Below are 16,321 nucleotides of genomic sequence, written 5' to 3'. Positions count from 1 at the left end.
CTGTTCCAGCGAACACTCTATCAGAGTTTCGCTTTGACCTTACCTGAAACGGCTCCCATGTCGGCACGACCTTGAAGTTGCGGCTTGATGATGGCCATCACTTGGCCCATCGCCTGCATGCCGGAAGCATCGGTTGCAGCAATTGCTGCATCGATGATTGCATCGATCTCTACATCACTGAGAGGCTGCGGCAAGAAAGTTTTAATCACCTCCGTCTCTTGCTGCTCCTTTTCCGCCAGTTCAGGACGCTCAGCCGCCTGATACTGGGCAATCGAGTCTTTGCGCTGCTTGACCATTTTGTCTAGCACCGCGAGCACGCGATCATCATCAAGTTCGATGCGCTCATCCACTTCGATGCGCTTTATCTCAGCCAGCATCAATCGGATCGTCCCAAGACGCACTTTATCTTTAGCGCGCATTGCAACCTTCATTTCATCAGTAATCTGACTTTTCAATGAAGACATCTCAATAACCTAATCTATCGTTTACTACAAAGACTCGACCACAAGGAATCTAGTCTGCGTCTTTACTTAATTAGTAAAGGCGAACGCGACGAGCGTTTTCACGCTGAAGCTTTTTAGCGTGACGCTTAACTGCTGCTGCAGCTGCACGCTTACGAGCAGTAGTTGGCTTCTCGTACGCTTCACGTTTACGAACTTCAGCTAGGATACCTGCTTTTTCGCAAGAACGTTTGAAACGACGTAGTGCAACGTCAAATGGCTCGTTATCTTTAACTTTAACGGCTGGCATGTTTTCCAATTACCTTTCAAGTTTGGTTTAAATTAACCTCGGACGTAATTTTCCGAGGGCGCCAAATAATACAGAGCACCACACCTGATGTAAAGCAATTTAACGCTTCACTAACTAGCCAGATTTCTGAATAATATGAGGCACCATTAATAGCACTAATTAAGGCCAGCTCTGAATGCTTGTACTCGGTATTGAAACCTCCTGTGATGAAACCGGCGTAGCGCTCTATGACAGCGAACGCGGCCTTTTAGGTGACGCGCTCTACTCGCAAGTAGAGATGCACGCCGAGTATGGTGGCGTCGTACCAGAACTCGCCTCGCGAGATCACGTGCGCAAGCTAATCCCACTGATTAGAGAAGTCTGTAAAGAGGCAGAGTGTACGTTGCACTCTATTGATGCCATTGCTTATACGGCTGGCCCCGGTCTAATTGGTGCCCTGATGGTCGGTGCCTCTACCGGTCGGGCATTGGCTCTAGCTCTGGGCATCCCTGCGGTGGGCGTCCATCATATGGAGGGCCACCTATTAGCCCCGATGCTAGAGGAGACACCGCCCAGCTTTCCTTTTGTCGCGCTTTTAGTGTCAGGTGGCCACACCCAGCTCGTCAGCGTCAAAGGGATCGGCGAATACTCACTGCTGGGCGAATCTTTGGATGATGCAGCCGGCGAAGCCTTTGATAAAGCGGCCAAAATGATGGGGCTGGACTACCCTGGTGGCCCGCTGATCGCCAAACTGGCCGAAAATGGCAACAGCGATCGCTATACTTTCCCAAGACCGATGACCGATCGTCCTGGGCTCGATTTTAGCTTCTCAGGTTTAAAGACCTTCACCTTGAACACCGTCGAAGCAGCAAAACGCGAAATGGGCGAACTGGATCAACAAACCTCAGCTGACATTGCGGCCTGTTTTGAAGATGCCGTGGTCGATACATTGGCGATTAAGTGTCGCCGTGCGATTCAACAGACCGGTTTTAAAGAGCTGGTGATCGCAGGTGGTGTTAGCGCCAACAAAAAACTTCGTAAAAAATTGGGCGATATGGCCAAAAAAGAGGGCGCTAAACTCTTCTACGCCCGCCCCAAGTTCTGTACCGACAACGGCGCGATGATTGCCTATGCAGGCACTCAGCGCTTGATGGCTGGAGAGCGTTCACCGCTCGCCATTACAGCCCAGCCACGCTGGCCAATGGAGACACTGCCAGCCCTTGGTTCAGTTGGAGAGGTGCAATGATGGACACTATCTTTATAAAAAATCTTAGATTCGAAGCGATCATCGGCATCTATCCGCATGAGCGGACAGAACTTCAGCCTATGGTGATCAATTTAGAGATGGCCAACGACATTCGTGACGCGGCCAAGAACAATGATTTAGAGGCCTCTATCAATTACGCCGCCGTCAGTGAAGCGGTTATCCAGTTCTGCCAAGAGGCCAAAGCGGAGCTACTAGAGACGCTCGCCGAAAATCTATCCGAGTTCTTAATGGCTCAATTCAATATTCCTGGACTGCGTCTTGAAATCGGCAAACCGATCGCCGTAGCTGAAGCGGAACTGGTCGGCGTTCGAATTGCTCGCGGGGTGAGTTTCTAGTGCACCACATTCTGCTCGGCGTCGGTAGCAACCATCATGCTGAATCCAACATTCGCGCCGGCCTAGAGCAGCTCACTCACTTTTGCAGCAGCATCGAACACTCACCCTGCTACCGCAGCTCCGCTATCGATCCATCCCAACCCGACTACCTTAATCTGGTCACCAAAGCTGAAACAGAACTAGACAAGGCGTCGTTGATTGATGCACTGAAGTCGATTGAAATTCAGCAGGGACGCATGAGCGGTCGTTACTGCGCCCTCGACATCGACCTGCTCTGCTTTGACCAAGAGATCGTCGAAACCGAGCAGTTCAACCTGCCACATAAGGACCTGGAAAATTACGCACACGTGTTACTGCCAGCCGCCGATCTATGCCCAAACCAGCAACACCCAACGCTTGGTTATACCTTTATTGAATTATGGAATAAAAAAAGGGATCAGTTGCTTGAAAATCAATCCCTTTACCCGCACTCTTTATAGATCAGAAATAAGATAAAACCTTACATTTCAGAGGTCTACTTCGGTGCTAAACCTGTTCTGGATCCCCCTACTGACACTCATAGGGGTGTTCGTTTCACTTTCTGCCAACAAGGTGTCGAGAACGGCCTGTGCGTTTGCGACGGCCGCACTGCCAGCGGTCGCTTTGGCTATCCTGATCTCATACACACCCTCGGTACTCGATGGCGAGCGCTTTGTTGAGCGATTCGAATGGATTCCAGCAGCCGGATTAGAACTCGCCTTCCGACTCGATGGGTTTGCACTGCTGTTTGCCCTGTTGATCTTAGGCATCGGCCTTCTTGTTATCCTCTATGCTCGTTACTACCTCTCCGAGCAGGACAACATGCCGCGCTTCTATGCGATGTTGATTCTCTTTATGACTGCGATGCTGGGTATTGTGCTGTCAGAGAACCTGATTCAACTCTGGCTATTTTGGGAACTGACCAGCATCAGCTCCTTCTTGTTGATCAGCTTCTGGAATCACAAGAGCGAAGCGCGCAAAGGTGCTCGCATGGCACTGACCATTACTGGAATCGGTGGTTTGGCGTTGTTTGCAGGCATTTTGCTGATTGGCCAGGTAGTCGGCAGCTACAACCTGACGGATGTATTGTCTCAAGGGGATCTAATCCGCGGCTCTGAGCTCTACCCCTATATTCTAGTCCTCGTGCTTTTGGGTGCTTTTACAAAGTCGGCACAGTTTCCATTCCACTTCTGGCTGCCCCACGCAATGGCGGCGCCGACACCGGTCTCCGCTTATCTACACTCAGCAACCATGGTGAAAGCGGGCATCTTTTTGATGGCTCGACTCTACCCGGCACTTGCGGGTACCGATATGTGGTTCTTGATTGTCACCTTGACCGGTCTTGCCACCTTGCTGGTTGGCGCTTACATGGCTCTGTTTAAGCACGATCTTAAGGGGCTTCTCGCCTACTCCACTATCAGTCACTTAGGTCTGATCACGCTCCTGCTCGGTTTAAACTCAAAGCTTGCGGCGGTCGCTGCTACCTTCCACATCATTAACCACGCGACCTTTAAAGCCTCACTGTTCATGGCAGCGGGCATCATCGATCATGAGACGGGTTCACGGGATATGCGCAAGCTGAACGGCTTGTGGAGATACATGCCTCACACAGCAATGCTAGCGATGGTCGCGGCACTGGCCATGGCAGGGGTACCGCTACTGAACGGCTTCTTGTCCAAAGAGATGTTCTTTGCAGAGACCCTACAGCAGGGGTCACTGGGTGCGCTCTCATGGATTCTGCCTGTTCTAGCGACTGTTGCCGGTATCTTTTCGGTTGCCTACTCGTTGCGCTTCATTCATGACGTCTTCTTTAACGGTGAACCGATCAATCTTCCTAAGACACCGCATGAGCCTCCACGCTACATGAAGATTCCGGTCGAGATACTGGTCGCACTCTGTTTTGTCGTGGGTATTGCCCCTGGTCTGGTAGTTGCAGAGATTCTACACAGCGCTGCAACCTCTCTGCTGCAAGGCGAGACGCCCTACTACAGCTTGGCCATATGGCACGGATTTAACTTCCCACTGCTGATGAGTTTCATTGCACTGTTGGGTGGCATTGTCGTCTACGCGACCCGTAAGCAGTTGTTTGAGTTTCAGGCGCAATTCCCTGAACGAGACGCTAAAGCGATCTTTGATCAAAACATCAAGCGCATTGTGGATGCTGCCACAAGAATTTACGGCACACTTGAGAACGGATCGCTGCAACGCTACACCATGCTGTTCATCTTGAGTGTTGCGCTCTTTACGACGGTTCCAATGACGAAGCTGATCAATTTAGAGGGAGCACGCCCACTGCTGCCGGTCGATGGTATTAGCATCGTCGCTACCATCATTTTGGTCGTCTCCACACTGGTGACGCTGATCTGGCACCGCAAACGGATGATCGCACTGATTGCTGTCTCGGTCGTCGGCTTAATCGTCTCGCTTATCTTTGCCCGCTTCTCAGCACCTGACCTAGCACTGACTCAACTCTCAGTTGAAGTGGTCACGGTGATACTGTTGATGCTCGCACTCTTCTTCTTACCACAGGTCACTGCAAAAGCCGCTAGCCCCTCATCGGTGGTACGTGATCTTGGTTTGGCAACCCTGATTGGTGGTGTGATGGCAACCATTAGTTACGCCATGATGACGCATCCGCAAACCTCGATCGCCGACTTCTTCATCGCCAACTCAAAAACAGGTGGCGGCGGCACCAATGTGGTCAACGTGATTCTGGTCGACTTCAGGGGCTTTGATACCTTTGGCGAGATCACTGTACTGGGCATTGCCGGTTTAGGTATCTACAAACTGATCGCACGTATGAAACTCTTCATGCCATCAGCTGATCTTAACGGCATACCTTGGAGCAACGATCACCACCCGATGATGCTTGCGACCGTCTCTAGAGCACTGCTTCCACTAGCTCTCTTGGTGTCGGCTTACATCTTCTTACGTGGCCACAACCTGCCTGGTGGTGGCTTTATTGCCGGTCTAGTAACCGCTGTAGCACTGATCCTGCAGTACATCGCCAACGGTGTCGATTTCATGCGCGAACGCTCGAAACTGAACTACCAGTGGCTGATCTCTGTCGGTTTGATCATCGCAGGCGCTACGGGAATGGGCAGCTGGCTGTTTGGCTACCCCTTCTTAAGTTCGTGGTTTGATTACTTCTATCTGCCGGGTATCGGTAAGTTCGAGTTGGCCAGTGCCATGTTGTTTGATCTAGGGGTCTACCTAACCGTCATTGGTTCAACGCTGCTTATACTCGGGAACCTTGGTGCACTGACGACCCACGCACGTCCAGAGGAGTCTAAATAATGGAGCTACTGATCAGTTTGATTATTGGCCTACTCACCGCTGTGGGGGTATTTCTGGTACTTCGTGGTCGTACTTTCCCAGTGGTACTTGGTTTAACGGTGCTCTCTTACGCCGTGAACCTGTTTATTTTTTCCGCCGGCAGACTCGTCATTGATGGTGCCGCGGTATTGAAATCTGGCCTAGCAATACCGGACCCTGTTCCGCAGGCGCTGGTTCTCACCGCCATTGTTATCGGTTTTGCGATGACCGCCTTCGCGGTCATCCTGGCCATTCGAGCCCGTGCCGACCTAGGTAACGATCATGTCGATGGCCGACTACCAGAACAGAGCGGAGAGCAGAAATGAATCACCTAATCACTCTGCCTATCATTCTGCCGCTTCTGTTAGCCACGCTGCAGCTACTGCCTCTGTTTGAAAAAAGCATTGAGCGCCAACGTGTCATCAGCCTGGTAGGTTCGCTCACTATGGTGATCGTCTCAGTCGCTCTGCTCATGTCAGCATCAGCAGGTAATGTAACGCTTTATGCACTGGGTAACTGGGATGCGCCGTTCGGCATCCAGCTAGTTGGAGATCGTCTATCGAGTCTGATGGTTCTGCTGACCTCTGTTCTGTTATTGGCCGCCAATCTCTATGCCAGCGCAGGTGACGATAACCAAGGGCGCTACTTCTACCCATTGATGATGTTCCAAGCGATGGGGATCAACGGTGCTTTTCTGACAGGGGATATATTCAACCTATTCGTCTTTTTTGAGATCCTGCTGATCGCCTCTTACTCTCTACTGATTCACGGTGGCGGAAAACACAAAACCAGTGCAGCTGTGCACTATGTTTTCCTGAACCTTGTCGGCTCTGCGATCTTTCTGTTTGCGTTAGGCATCATCTACGGCACGCTCGGCACCCTAAACATGGCCGATATGGCGCTGCGAGTACGTGAGCTTAATGAGTCTGAGATTCAACTGACTAAGATTGGCGGCATGATGCTGCTCTCGGTGTTCGCTCTGAAAGCGGCGCTACTGCCTCTACAATTTTGGCTACCAAGAACCTACGCATCGGCCCCAGGCCCCGTTGTGGCGCTCTTTGCCATCATGACCAAAGTGGGCATCTACTCAATCATTCGCGTTCAAAACCTGATCTTTGGTGACAGCGCTGGTGCTCTAACCGATCTAGGACAGGATTGGATCTGGGTATTGGCGCTCGGCACACTGGTGATGGCAACTCTGGGGGTTATTTCAGCACCGAGCGTGAAACGTCTAGCCGCTCACTTAGTCATTTTGTCTGTCGGCACGCTGTTGGTGGCCGTCGGTTTTGGCAGTGCAAACTCGCTATCAGCAGCGCTCTATTACGCCGTTCACTCTACGCTAGCGGGCGCTGCTTTCTTCCTAATCGGGGACATTATCGCTGAGCAGCGTGAACGCTCGTTTGACCGAATCGTGGCCGGTCGCTCTTTGGCGCAGCCGATGGGCATTGGGATACTCTTTTTCATTGCAGCTCTAACTCTGATCGGCATGCCACCACTGTCGGGCTTTATTGGTAAGTTTTTGATCATGAAGTCGATCGACAGCAGCTCGGCACTGGTCTGGGCTTGGCCGCTGTTATTGATCGGCAGTTTGGCAGCACTGGTCGCCTTTTCACGCGCCGGATCGACACTGTTTTGGCGTTCCAACGGCAAACCGGATAGCAGCAAGGCCTCAGCAACGCGTAAATTTATTGCGGTCGGCATACTGCTGAGCGCTGCACCGTTGATGAGCCTATTTGCCGGCCCAATCACCCAGTACACAGACGCAACTGTTGAGCAGTTACGAGCGTTTGAGCAGGACCCGACACAGATTATGGCTAAAGGAGTGCAACGATGAGTTTCGTACGATCTTGGCTACCACGCCCCTTCTTATCACTGGTTCTGTTAATTGTCTGGTTGCTGATGAACAACAGTTTCTCGCTCGGGCAAATAGTGCTGGGGTTGATCCTAGCCTTGGGAATCCCACTACTGACAGAACCTCTACAGACTCAACAGATGGCGGTTAAGAGACCGCTAACACTGATCAGATACATTCTGGTATTACTGTGGGATATCGTGGTCGCCAATCTTGCGGTAGCCAAATTGATTCTAGGGCCAACCAAAGCACTGCAACCTGGTTTTATCGCCTACCCGCTTAACTTAACGGGGGATCTCCCGATCACCCTGCTTGCCTCAACCATATCACTGACGCCTGGAACCTTGAGTGCCGAAGTGAGCAAGGATCGAGAGTGGCTTTACATACACGCCCTTGATCTTCCCGACGAGCAAGCGTTGATTGATGAGATTAAACAGCGTTACGAGACCCCGCTGAAGGAGATATTCCAATGTTAGAGATCAGCCTTAAAATCGTTCTCGTCATGATCAGCATCGCTCTTATCATGAACACTTACAGTTTAGTCAGAGGCCCCTCGTTGCCCGAGCGCATTCTGAGCTTGGATACGCTCTACATTAACAGTATTGGTTTGATTCTGATCTATGGCATTGTGCAAGCCAGCTCAATCAACTTTGAAGCCGCACTGTTAATCGCCATGCTCGGCTTTGTCAGCACGGCCGCGCTCTGCAAATACCTTCTGCGCGGCGATATCATTGAGTAAGGGATAGGACAGAACAACTATGAATTTTGCGATTGAATTGATCCTATCTCTGCTACTGCTGCTAGGCGGATCATTAATTCTGATTGGTTCACTGGGTCTGATTCGTCTTCCTGACGTTTACACCCGTTTGCACGCACCTACAAAAGCGACCACCCTCGGTATGGGTGCGATCTTGATTGCATCAATGCTATTCACTCTGTTTGATCAGGGTTCATTAAGTGTGCAGCAACTTTTGATCACGCTGTTCCTGTTCATCAGCGCCCCTTTAACTGGGCACCTGTTAGCCAAAACAGCCATGCATCAGCGCTTAAAACAGATCGACAAGACCAAAAACGCGGAACTGATTGAAGTAGCTCGGGATCGAGAAGCTCCCAATCACTCTTCGGATTGAGGCAAGGCTAGGCTCGACGTCACCAACGGCTCACCGGCCTCTAATCGACGGTGAGTATCTTCGATGGATCGATCCTTAGGGTAGATCGCTTTCGCTTGAGCAATCAGCGCTAGCGCACCCTCCTCATCCCCGATATTTTGACGAGCAATCGCCACATCTCTGTAGAGTTGAATATCCGGTATCTGTTCAAGATAAGCTTCGCCCCACTCAATAAAGCCCAATACAGCATTCTGATCTTGATGCTCTATCGCACCATAGAGTGAAGAGCGCATTACAAAGTACTCACCCAACTCTTTAAAGTAGACATTGTTGAGCGCGAACCTCAAATGGGTGGGCTCAGTGCCGCGATGTTTGTAGTACTGCATGATTCCGGTCTGCGACAACAGCGAGTGAACCAAAAAGAGCACCATAATCGGCACAATGAATAGTGGACTACCTTTCAAAAGAGCGGTCGCACCCAGCGAGAGTTTGACCGGTTTGATAAGAGTGCGGTGCGAGAAGAGCACGGCTAACAGCAGTGTCAGTAGAATCCAGTGGTAGGTTGAAATATAAAAAGGTAACTCTGTCTGGGTATGCAGAGCGATGGGTAATAGCAGTGCGGCAAGCGCCAACCCCTCTCCCCACCCTAAACGGATCAACTGCAACACAACCCCTAAGACCGCGATACCAATGGCCAGCAGTGCGACCAAGCCGCCCTCGTCCATCCAAAACAGCAGTTCATTGTGAGGATGGGAGAATCGAGGACTTCCATCGACCGCTGAAGCGTCCGTTGTCTGATAGTAGGTGACACGCTCTTTTTGGAATTCAGACTGGAAGCTACCGATGCCGTGACCAAACAGCGGCGAGCGCTCAAAAACATCATAGGCGATACGATAGATATGAGGACGAGCATCCTTACCCTCCTCAGCCAGTTTTTCGATCTTGTTGTAGGCCTGCAGTGCACCATCATTGGCTTGATAACCGGCAATAGCTCCGGTTCCCAGCGTGAACGCCAACGCAATCGCCAATAGCGGCTGACTGATTAACGCTTTAATGCGCCCAACACAGATTAACAACAGCGCTAGCACAGCACCGATCAAACCGACCCTAGAACCGGATGCGGCGACCTCTAGTGACGCTAGAAACAGCGTCAGAAAGAGCGCTGATTTTTGCGGCCAGCGCTGTTCACTGAAGGTTTTCGTAGTCGCTAACCAGAGTGCCAGCGCCACTGCCGTTGCCATCAATGAGGCTTGTAAATTGGGTTGCTGGAACATCCCCAGCAGCCGATTGCCCGATGAGATAGGCACCCAACCTCTAAACAGTGGGTGTGAAATCATCTGTACCAGGCCGACCAGGGCATGAATCAACATCGACGCCATTAACAGATAGAGCAACTGATTCATCTGTTGCTCACTGAGTCGATACTGCAACACGGAGAACCAGAGCGCGATACCGCCAAACACCACACCGAGTCGAATTAGCCACTCGCCGGGGCGATCCATGCCGGATACAAACCCCGTCAGGTAGAGCCCTATCGGCATCGCCAAAATTAACCAAAGGTAGTTTGGACGCACCCATTCACCAGACTCTATAATCTTAAAAATGGCGCCCGCAATGATAAAGAGCACCGGCAACCAGACCACCGCATTAAACGGTAGATTCAACCCTTCACCACCTAAATTGTCCTGGTAATAGAAGGGCGCAACCAGAAACAGCAGGCTCAAAAGAATCGTTAAAACCTTAGATGCACGACTCTCATCTGAATCTTGGCCCAATAGTTGCATGTAATCTCCATAAGTTTGGTAAATAGCAGTCGACTATTAAGTAATAGCACATGTAAGAAAATTGTCGTGCTTTTATGCTTATAATGACAGTTATACCTATAAAGTAGATTTATTAATTAAGGAAATTCAATGCTCTCTAAAGTGATCATCCCCGTTGCCGGCCTAGGTACTCGAGTTCTTCCAGCCTCTAAAGCTATTCCGAAAGAGATGCTGCCCGTCGTCGATAAACCAGTTATCCAACACGTTGTGGAAGAGGCTGCACGCGCAGGATTTCGCCAGATTGTTCTAGTAACTCGATCTGGCAAAGAGTCGATCGAAAACCATTTCGATGCCAACTACGAGCTAGAGCAGATGCTTGCCCTTAAGAATAAGACTGCTCTTTTGAATGCGGTAGAGAACTCACTACCAAAGGGCATCGAGGTCATCTCTGTGCGCCAACCTAGTGCAAAAGGTTTGGGGCATGCGGTGTTGTGTGCTGCCCACGTCATTGGTTCAGAGGACTTTGCCGTCATGCTGCCCGATATGGTGATTGACGATGAGGGTCTTGCCAGCGACTTCTCTGAGATGGTGAAACGTTACCAGAAAAACGGTTCTGGCCAGATCATGGTAGAGGGCGTACCACAGGAACATGTGGATCGTTACGGTATCGTTGATTGCGGCGGCCAACAGTTGACCGCCGGCACAGGCGCCCCAATTCATGGCATGGTTGAGAAACCACCCGTCGATCAAGCGCCATCAAACCAAGCGATTGTCGGTCGTTACATTCTGCCTAACCGTGTGATGGAGCTGTTGAAGACGACACAACCCGGTGCCGGCGGCGAAATCCAACTGACCGATGCGATGCTTGAGCTACTATCAGAATCAACAATGGAGGCCTTCAGCATGCGCGGCACCGTCTATGACTGTGGTAACAAAGCGGGTCTTCTACAAGCTAACCTTGCATTCGGTTTGAAGCACCCTGAAACCGCTGATGCGATGCGTGACTTCCTAGCTAAGAAGCAACTCTAAGAGGTCGATATGACTCAAGCTTGGTCGAAACTGGAACAATCAGCTGCACGCCTGAGTGCACAGCATCTTCGTGAATTGATCGATACCGATCAACGCTTTGAATCACTCTCGTTCCGACATGAAGGGATGTTGATGGACCTCAGTCGTCAGCGCATTGATGCTCAGGTGATGAATGAGCTACTTGCACTGGCCGACGAGAAGCAGCTTCCGTCAGCCATCAAAGCGCTGTTACAAGGTGAGCACGTCAACAACACAGAAGACAGAGCGGCGCTTCACTCTGCCCTTCGTCTTCCTAAAAGTGCACAGCTCCGAGTCGATGACCAAGATGTTGTCAGTGATGTTCACAAAACCTTGGATCGCATGGAGCAGTTTGTTGACCAGATCCATCAGGGGCAGTGGCGTGGCTACACGGGGAAACCGATCACCGACGTTGTCAACATCGGTGTCGGGGGCTCTGATCTTGGGCCGTTGATGGTGTGTGAAGCGACCCACCAGTTCCGACCAGAAGCGTCATTGAACATCGGTTTGCACTTTGTCTCCTCTATGGATGGCAGTCAGCTCTCGAATCTTTTGCTCGAGCTGGATTCTGAAACCACTCTATTTGTTCTGTCGTCTAAATCCTTTGGCACCATTGATACGCTAGCTAACGCGGCAACTGCGGTGGATTGGCTACAAGAGCGTAGCGGTCTAAATCGTGAGCTGCTGATCAAGCAGCACTTTATTGGGGTCACTGCTGCTCCTGAAAAAGCCGTCGCTTGGGGCCTTTCTGAAGAGACACTGCTTGAGTTTTGGGAGTGGACCGGCGGGCGCTACTCGCTCTGGTCCGCGATCGGCCTACCGATTGCTATCAGCATAGGGATGCAGGGCTTCCGTGATCTGCTGGCTGGTGCACACAGCATGGACAAACATTTCGAAGAGGCGGAGTTTGCCTATAACCTTCCGGTTCTTCTGGCGCTGATCGGTATCTGGAACATCAACTTCCAGGACATTCATGCCCATGCGATCTTGCCGTATGACGGTCGATTAGCCCATCTTCCCGCTTATCTAGAGCAGTTGGAGATGGAGAGTAACGGCAAGAGTGTTGGCATTGATGGAAACTCGATTGCACAGCGTACCTGTCCGATTCTTTGGGGTGAAATTGGCCCGAATGCACAGCATGCGTTTTACCAGCTTCTTCACCAGGGTACTGAGCGTGTGATGTGTGACTTTATTGTCCCTGCACGCCGCTACGTCGATCGTGAGAGCTCACTGCAAGAGCAGCACCAACTGGCACTGGCCAACTGTTTAGCTCAAGCTCGAGTGCTTGCGCTAGGCGATGCAGCGCTGACCGATGGTGTTGAGCGTCCAGCCTGGCAACGCTACTTCGGCAACCAGCCCAGCACGGTTCTGATGCTGGATGAGCTAACGCCTTACAACTTAGGCAGCCTGATTGCCCTCTATGAACACAAGGTCTACGTCCAAGCAGTTATCTGGGGCATCAACCCATTTGACCAGTGGGGTGTTGAGCTGGGTAAAAAAGTGGCGAACGATCTAATTACTGCACTCAACCAAAGTGCCGACCATCAGTACGACCCGGCTACCGAGGGACTTCTGAATGAGATTCAAAATTTGCGAGGTAACGGACAATGAAGATCAGCGTTTGGGGACACGAACTCAGCGCATGGATTGCCCGTGCGCAATTGGCTGCCTATGGTAATGACATCTACCACGCGGTCGCCGATAACGAACCCATTGAGAGCCACCTGCGATCTGAGCCAGGACTTCTGACCAGCATCCAAGCAGCCGAGTTTAATCAGCGTCTGATTATCGACCCTCATAAAGCCCTAGAGTCCGATGTTCACTGGATAGCCATGGAGTCGAGCGCTTTCGATGAAGCGAAAACGCTGGTCGAGCGTTTAGCCGAATCTGACAAACCTCTGCTTCTGATTAACCAGAGTAACTTTGGGGTTGGCGCCAGCGATGAGCTGCAGTCGATGCTGGATGAGAGCAAAGGGCAGTACGTCGTCTACTTCCCCGATGTATTGCAAGCAGGCCAAGCGATGCAGCAGTTTGCCAACCCTCAGGCTCTACTGATCGGCAGTGAGCACGAGGTAGCAACAGATCTACTGCTAAGCCTGTTACGCCCCTTCCACCTAGGGCAGAGAGCCATTCAACGCATGACACGCCGTGAGGCCGAGTTCGTTAAGTATGCGATCACCGGTATCTTGGCGCTCCGTCTAGGCTACATCAACGAGATGGCGGGACTGTGCGATCAACTGGGTATCGATATTGATGCGATTCGCCGTGGCATGACGACCGATGTGCGTATCGGTAGCCACTACCTGCAACCAGGCTCTGGATTTGGTGGTCAGCAGTTCACCCAATATCTAGAAGGACTATCAACACTGCTCAGTGAACAGAAGGGCTCTGTCTTTGTCGATACCCTACTGCAGCAGAATGAGGTCAATAAAGAGTGGCCATTTAGAACGCTGTGGCAACACTATCAGTGTGACCTGAGTAACAAGACCTTTGCTATCTGGGGCGTCGCGTTCAAGCCAGGTGTAGCCGACGTTGAGACCTCACCCGCACTGCGCGTCATTGATGCACTGTTGGCGCAAGGGGCAAAACTTCAGATCCATGATCCTGAAGCGCTACAGACACTGGCTGCGCGCTATCCAGGCAACCAGCAGATACAACTGATGACGCATAACTACGATGCTTGTGAGGGCGCCGATGCGCTATTGGTACTGACGGCTTGGCCAGAGTATGCATCACCCGACTTCAATCGCATCGCCTCTCAGTTAGAGAATCCTCTTATCATTGATGGGCGCAATCTGTATGATCCAAACCGCGTCCAATCAGCGGGAATTACCTACTACTGTATGGGACGCAGCTGTTTAACCAACGCCTAATTTCAAAAGGTTGCTGTGACCGATAAAAAGATTGAACACGCCCAGCTGAACTGGCGTGACGAACAACCCGAGTCGACTCAGTTTGGTGATATCTACTTCAGTGTTGAAGATGGTATCGCCGAAACTGAGCATGTGTTCATTCAATCCAATCAGCTTCCAGAGAGACTAGCATCACTCGACAAGCCAATGTTCACCATTGGTGAAACCGGATTTGGTACCGGACTTAATTTCCTAGTAGCTCGTCACCATTTTTTAACGACGGCTAAACCGCAGCAAACACTGCACTTCATCAGTTGTGAAAAGTACCCAATGCGCCTCGCTGATCTTAAGCGCGCATTGACACCCATTGGTGCAAAAGAGCCGTTCGCAGAGGGCGTTGATCAACTGGTGAGGCTATGGCCTGCTGCTCTACCTGGGTTTCACCAATTAAGCTTCGACAACGGGAGAATTCAGTTATGGCTCCTATTCGGCGATGCAGCCCAACAACTGTCGCAGATCGACGCCAGAGTGGATGCATGGTTCTTAGATGGGTTCGCTCCGTCAAAAAACCCTGAGATGTGGCACGAAGGTCTGTTTAAACAGCTGGCCAGATTGAGCAGTGAGAACACCAGTTTTGCGACTTTTACTTCTGCCGGCATCGTTAAACGAGGCCTGCAATCGGTGGGTTTTGAGATCAAAAAGATTCCTGGATTCGGCCGAAAGCGAGAGATGATTCACGGCCAATTTATTCAGGCCAGAGATTCACAGTCGCAGACTAAGCCATGGTTAGCTCGCCCGACTGCTCAAGAGAGAGGCAAAAACTGCGCTGTCATCGGGGCTGGGCTTGCCGGTGCTAGCGTTGCTCACGCATTAGCTGAGCGGGGCATAGAGGTTGATCTCTATGAGCGAGCACCGAAACCCGCAACGGGCGGCTCCGGTAACCCACAAGGGGCGCTCTATGCCAAGTTACCGGCGGTGCCGACTGCGGCATCCCGCGTCCACGCCAACGGCCTGCAGTTCACCGTCAATCAACTCAAGGCATTAAACCTTGATGACCAACAGCACGCCGATCTGTGTGGGGTGTTACAGCTCGCTGTCAGTGAAAAAGATCAAAAACTGCAGCAGAAGTTGATCGAAGCAAACAACTACCCTGAATCGCTGGTTAAACGGGTATCTGCAGAAGAGGCGTCTGAACTGGCAGGTACCGTCACAGAACATTCAGCACTCTATTTTCCAGACGCGGGTTGGGCATCGCCTCCTAAACTGGTCGACTATCTACTCAAACATGACAATGTTCGCAGCCACTTTAACTGCCCCATTGAAACCCTTGAGCGTGACGGCAGCCAATGGCTAATCAACGGTGAAGCCTATTCACAGGTGGTTATCTGCAGTGCGTATGAGACAGAGCTACTAACAGGGTTAGCGAAGCTTGATCTGAAGCCTATTCGTGGCCAGACCAGCTGGTGCTCATCCGAAGAGACACCGAACTTAAAAACCGTGGTGTGCGGTGAGGGGTACATTTCACCGGCTCTGAATGGACAGTACTGTTTTGGCGCCTCATTTAAGGTGAATGACACTAGTCAGGATCTGAAACAGGCAGAGCACCAACACAACTTAGATCTTCTTGAACGGGCGCTGCCTGAGCTGTCTGAATCGGTGCAAAACAGAGAACTCTCTGGACGAGCATCGCAGCGAGCAGGGACTCGCGACTACCTGCCGATGGTCGGGGCTTTGTGTGATACAGAGAAATTGGTTGAGCAGTACCAGCGCTTAAGTGTCGATGCCAGTACAGAGTTCAATGACACAGCGCCTTGGCTTGAGGGGCTCTATGTCAGTGTGGGGCATGGCTCTAAAGGGTTGATCACCTGCCCTATCGCAGCGGAGATCATTGCCGCGCAAATCACCCACCAGCCCTACCCCTTAGAGCAGGAGTTGGTGGATATCTTATCGCCACAGCGATTTGCGATCCGCGATCTGATTAGAGCGGCTCATTCAAAAGGCTAATGCGAACCGCTAGTAAGCTTGAGCCAGGTT

Annotated in this window: 16 protein-coding genes; 13 read left to right on the top strand and 3 right to left on the bottom strand. The window is 51.3% G+C overall.

Annotated elements, in window-relative coordinates:
* Nucleotides 1-20: 20 nt before the first annotated feature.
* Nucleotides 21-464 (bottom strand): GatB/YqeY domain-containing protein, encoded by a 444-nt coding sequence (locus XMG48_RS02125; protein ID WP_173480408.1) that lies wholly within the window; start codon nt 462-464, stop codon nt 21-23.
* A gap of 70 nt (nt 465-534) precedes the next feature.
* Nucleotides 535-750: a 30S ribosomal protein S21 gene (rpsU, locus tag XMG48_RS02120; RefSeq protein WP_169451420.1), complete on the bottom strand. Its 216-nt coding sequence runs from the start codon at nt 748-750 to the stop codon at nt 535-537.
* Nucleotides 751-925: 175 nt separating this feature from the next.
* On the opposite strand from rpsU, the gene tsaD reads away from it, so the two are divergent.
* Genes tsaD through XMG48_RS02075 form a run of 9 tightly spaced genes read left to right on the top strand, consistent with a single transcriptional unit; the run spans nt 926 to nt 8,646 of the window.
* Entirely contained in the window at nt 926-1,975 is a 1,050-nt protein-coding gene (gene tsaD, locus XMG48_RS02115) for a tRNA (adenosine(37)-N6)-threonylcarbamoyltransferase complex transferase subunit TsaD (RefSeq protein WP_173480407.1), read from the top strand.
* Nucleotides 1,972-2,331 (top strand): dihydroneopterin aldolase, encoded by a 360-nt coding sequence (folB, locus tag XMG48_RS02110; RefSeq protein ID WP_173480406.1) that lies wholly within the window; start codon nt 1,972-1,974, stop codon nt 2,329-2,331. The genes tsaD and folB overlap by 4 nt, the downstream gene beginning before the upstream one ends.
* On the top strand, nt 2,331-2,810 hold the full coding sequence (folK, locus tag XMG48_RS02105) for a 2-amino-4-hydroxy-6-hydroxymethyldihydropteridine diphosphokinase (protein WP_173480405.1): 480 nt from the start codon (nt 2,331-2,333) through the stop codon (nt 2,808-2,810). The genes folB and folK overlap by 1 nt, the downstream gene beginning before the upstream one ends.
* Nucleotides 2,811-2,853: 43 nt before the next feature.
* Nucleotides 2,854-5,646, top strand: a complete 2,793-nt coding sequence (locus XMG48_RS02100) for a monovalent cation/H+ antiporter subunit A (RefSeq protein WP_173480404.1) — start codon at nt 2,854-2,856, stop codon at nt 5,644-5,646.
* Nucleotides 5,646-5,990, top strand: a complete 345-nt coding sequence (locus XMG48_RS02095; RefSeq protein ID WP_173480403.1) for a Na+/H+ antiporter subunit C — start codon at nt 5,646-5,648, stop codon at nt 5,988-5,990. The genes XMG48_RS02100 and XMG48_RS02095 overlap by 1 nt, the downstream gene beginning before the upstream one ends.
* Nucleotides 5,987-7,498: a monovalent cation/H+ antiporter subunit D gene (locus XMG48_RS02090; RefSeq protein WP_173480402.1), complete on the top strand. Its 1,512-nt coding sequence runs from the start codon at nt 5,987-5,989 to the stop codon at nt 7,496-7,498. The genes XMG48_RS02095 and XMG48_RS02090 overlap by 4 nt, the downstream gene beginning before the upstream one ends.
* A complete protein-coding gene (locus tag XMG48_RS02085; RefSeq protein WP_173480401.1) occupies nt 7,495-7,992 on the top strand; it encodes a Na+/H+ antiporter subunit E in 498 nt (165 codons plus the stop codon). Before XMG48_RS02090 ends, XMG48_RS02085 begins: the two co-directional genes overlap by 4 nt.
* Nucleotides 7,986-8,255 carry a K+/H+ antiporter subunit F gene (locus tag XMG48_RS02080; RefSeq protein ID WP_173480400.1) on the top strand — a complete coding sequence of 90 codons (270 nt, stop codon included), beginning with the start codon at nt 7,986-7,988 and terminating at the stop codon, nt 8,253-8,255. The genes XMG48_RS02085 and XMG48_RS02080 overlap by 7 nt, the downstream gene beginning before the upstream one ends.
* A gap of 19 nt (nt 8,256-8,274) precedes the next feature.
* Complete coding sequence (locus XMG48_RS02075) at nt 8,275-8,646, top strand: Na+/H+ antiporter subunit G (RefSeq protein ID WP_173480399.1); 372 nt, start codon at nt 8,275-8,277, stop codon at nt 8,644-8,646.
* Here XMG48_RS02075 and XMG48_RS02070 read toward each other — a convergent pair.
* Nucleotides 8,631-10,409, bottom strand: a complete 1,779-nt coding sequence (locus XMG48_RS02070) for an O-antigen ligase (RefSeq protein ID WP_173480398.1) — start codon at nt 10,407-10,409, stop codon at nt 8,631-8,633. The genes XMG48_RS02075 and XMG48_RS02070 overlap by 16 nt on opposite strands.
* A 129-nt stretch (nt 10,410-10,538) precedes the next feature.
* Here XMG48_RS02070 and galU point away from each other — a divergent pair, with 129 nt between their 5' ends.
* Genes galU through mnmC form a run of 4 tightly spaced genes read left to right on the top strand, consistent with a single transcriptional unit; the run spans nt 10,539 to nt 16,291 of the window.
* Nucleotides 10,539-11,417, top strand: a complete 879-nt coding sequence (galU, locus tag XMG48_RS02065; RefSeq protein ID WP_173480397.1) for a UTP--glucose-1-phosphate uridylyltransferase GalU — start codon at nt 10,539-10,541, stop codon at nt 11,415-11,417.
* 9 nt (nt 11,418-11,426) lie between these two features.
* Nucleotides 11,427-13,046: a glucose-6-phosphate isomerase gene (gene pgi, locus XMG48_RS02060; RefSeq protein WP_173480396.1), complete on the top strand. Its 1,620-nt coding sequence runs from the start codon at nt 11,427-11,429 to the stop codon at nt 13,044-13,046.
* On the top strand, nt 13,043-14,308 hold the full coding sequence (locus tag XMG48_RS02055; RefSeq protein WP_173480395.1) for a UDP-glucose/GDP-mannose dehydrogenase family protein: 1,266 nt from the start codon (nt 13,043-13,045) through the stop codon (nt 14,306-14,308). The genes pgi and XMG48_RS02055 overlap by 4 nt, the downstream gene beginning before the upstream one ends.
* Before the next feature lie 15 nt (nt 14,309-14,323).
* Nucleotides 14,324-16,291, top strand: a complete 1,968-nt coding sequence (gene mnmC / locus XMG48_RS02050) for a bifunctional tRNA (5-methylaminomethyl-2-thiouridine)(34)-methyltransferase MnmD/FAD-dependent 5-carboxymethylaminomethyl-2-thiouridine(34) oxidoreductase MnmC (RefSeq protein WP_173480394.1) — start codon at nt 14,324-14,326, stop codon at nt 16,289-16,291.
* The last annotated feature ends 30 nt before the right edge of the window (nt 16,292-16,321 follow it).

This window comes from Marinobacterium sp. xm-g-48 (assembly GCF_013282925.1).
Lineage (GTDB): Bacteria > Pseudomonadota > Gammaproteobacteria > Pseudomonadales > Balneatricaceae > Marinobacterium_E.
Note: the sequence above shows the minus strand (reverse complement) of the source record. Positions and strands in the feature narration are given on the sequence as shown.

Excerpts from the sequence above, each read along its gene's own strand:
- XMG48_RS02125 (WP_173480408.1), bottom strand. The coding sequence starts at position 464 with ATGTCTTCATTGAAAAGTCAGATTACTGATGAAATGAAGGTTGCAATG.
- rpsU (WP_169451420.1), bottom strand. The coding sequence starts at position 750 with ATGCCAGCCGTTAAAGTTAAAGATAACGAGCCATTTGACGTTGCACTA.
- tsaD (WP_173480407.1), top strand. The coding sequence starts at position 926 with ATGCTTGTACTCGGTATTGAAACCTCCTGTGATGAAACCGGCGTAGCG.
- folB (WP_173480406.1), top strand. The coding sequence starts at position 1,972 with ATGATGGACACTATCTTTATAAAAAATCTTAGATTCGAAGCGATCATC.
- XMG48_RS02095 (WP_173480403.1), top strand. The coding sequence starts at position 5,646 with ATGGAGCTACTGATCAGTTTGATTATTGGCCTACTCACCGCTGTGGGG.
- XMG48_RS02090 (WP_173480402.1), top strand. The coding sequence starts at position 5,987 with ATGAATCACCTAATCACTCTGCCTATCATTCTGCCGCTTCTGTTAGCC.
- XMG48_RS02085 (WP_173480401.1), top strand. The coding sequence starts at position 7,495 with ATGAGTTTCGTACGATCTTGGCTACCACGCCCCTTCTTATCACTGGTT.
- XMG48_RS02080 (WP_173480400.1), top strand. The coding sequence starts at position 7,986 with ATGTTAGAGATCAGCCTTAAAATCGTTCTCGTCATGATCAGCATCGCT.
- XMG48_RS02075 (WP_173480399.1), top strand. The coding sequence starts at position 8,275 with ATGAATTTTGCGATTGAATTGATCCTATCTCTGCTACTGCTGCTAGGC.
- XMG48_RS02070 (WP_173480398.1), bottom strand. The coding sequence starts at position 10,409 with ATGCAACTATTGGGCCAAGATTCAGATGAGAGTCGTGCATCTAAGGTT.
- galU (WP_173480397.1), top strand. The coding sequence starts at position 10,539 with ATGCTCTCTAAAGTGATCATCCCCGTTGCCGGCCTAGGTACTCGAGTT.
- pgi (WP_173480396.1), top strand. The coding sequence starts at position 11,427 with ATGACTCAAGCTTGGTCGAAACTGGAACAATCAGCTGCACGCCTGAGT.
- XMG48_RS02055 (WP_173480395.1), top strand. The coding sequence starts at position 13,043 with ATGAAGATCAGCGTTTGGGGACACGAACTCAGCGCATGGATTGCCCGT.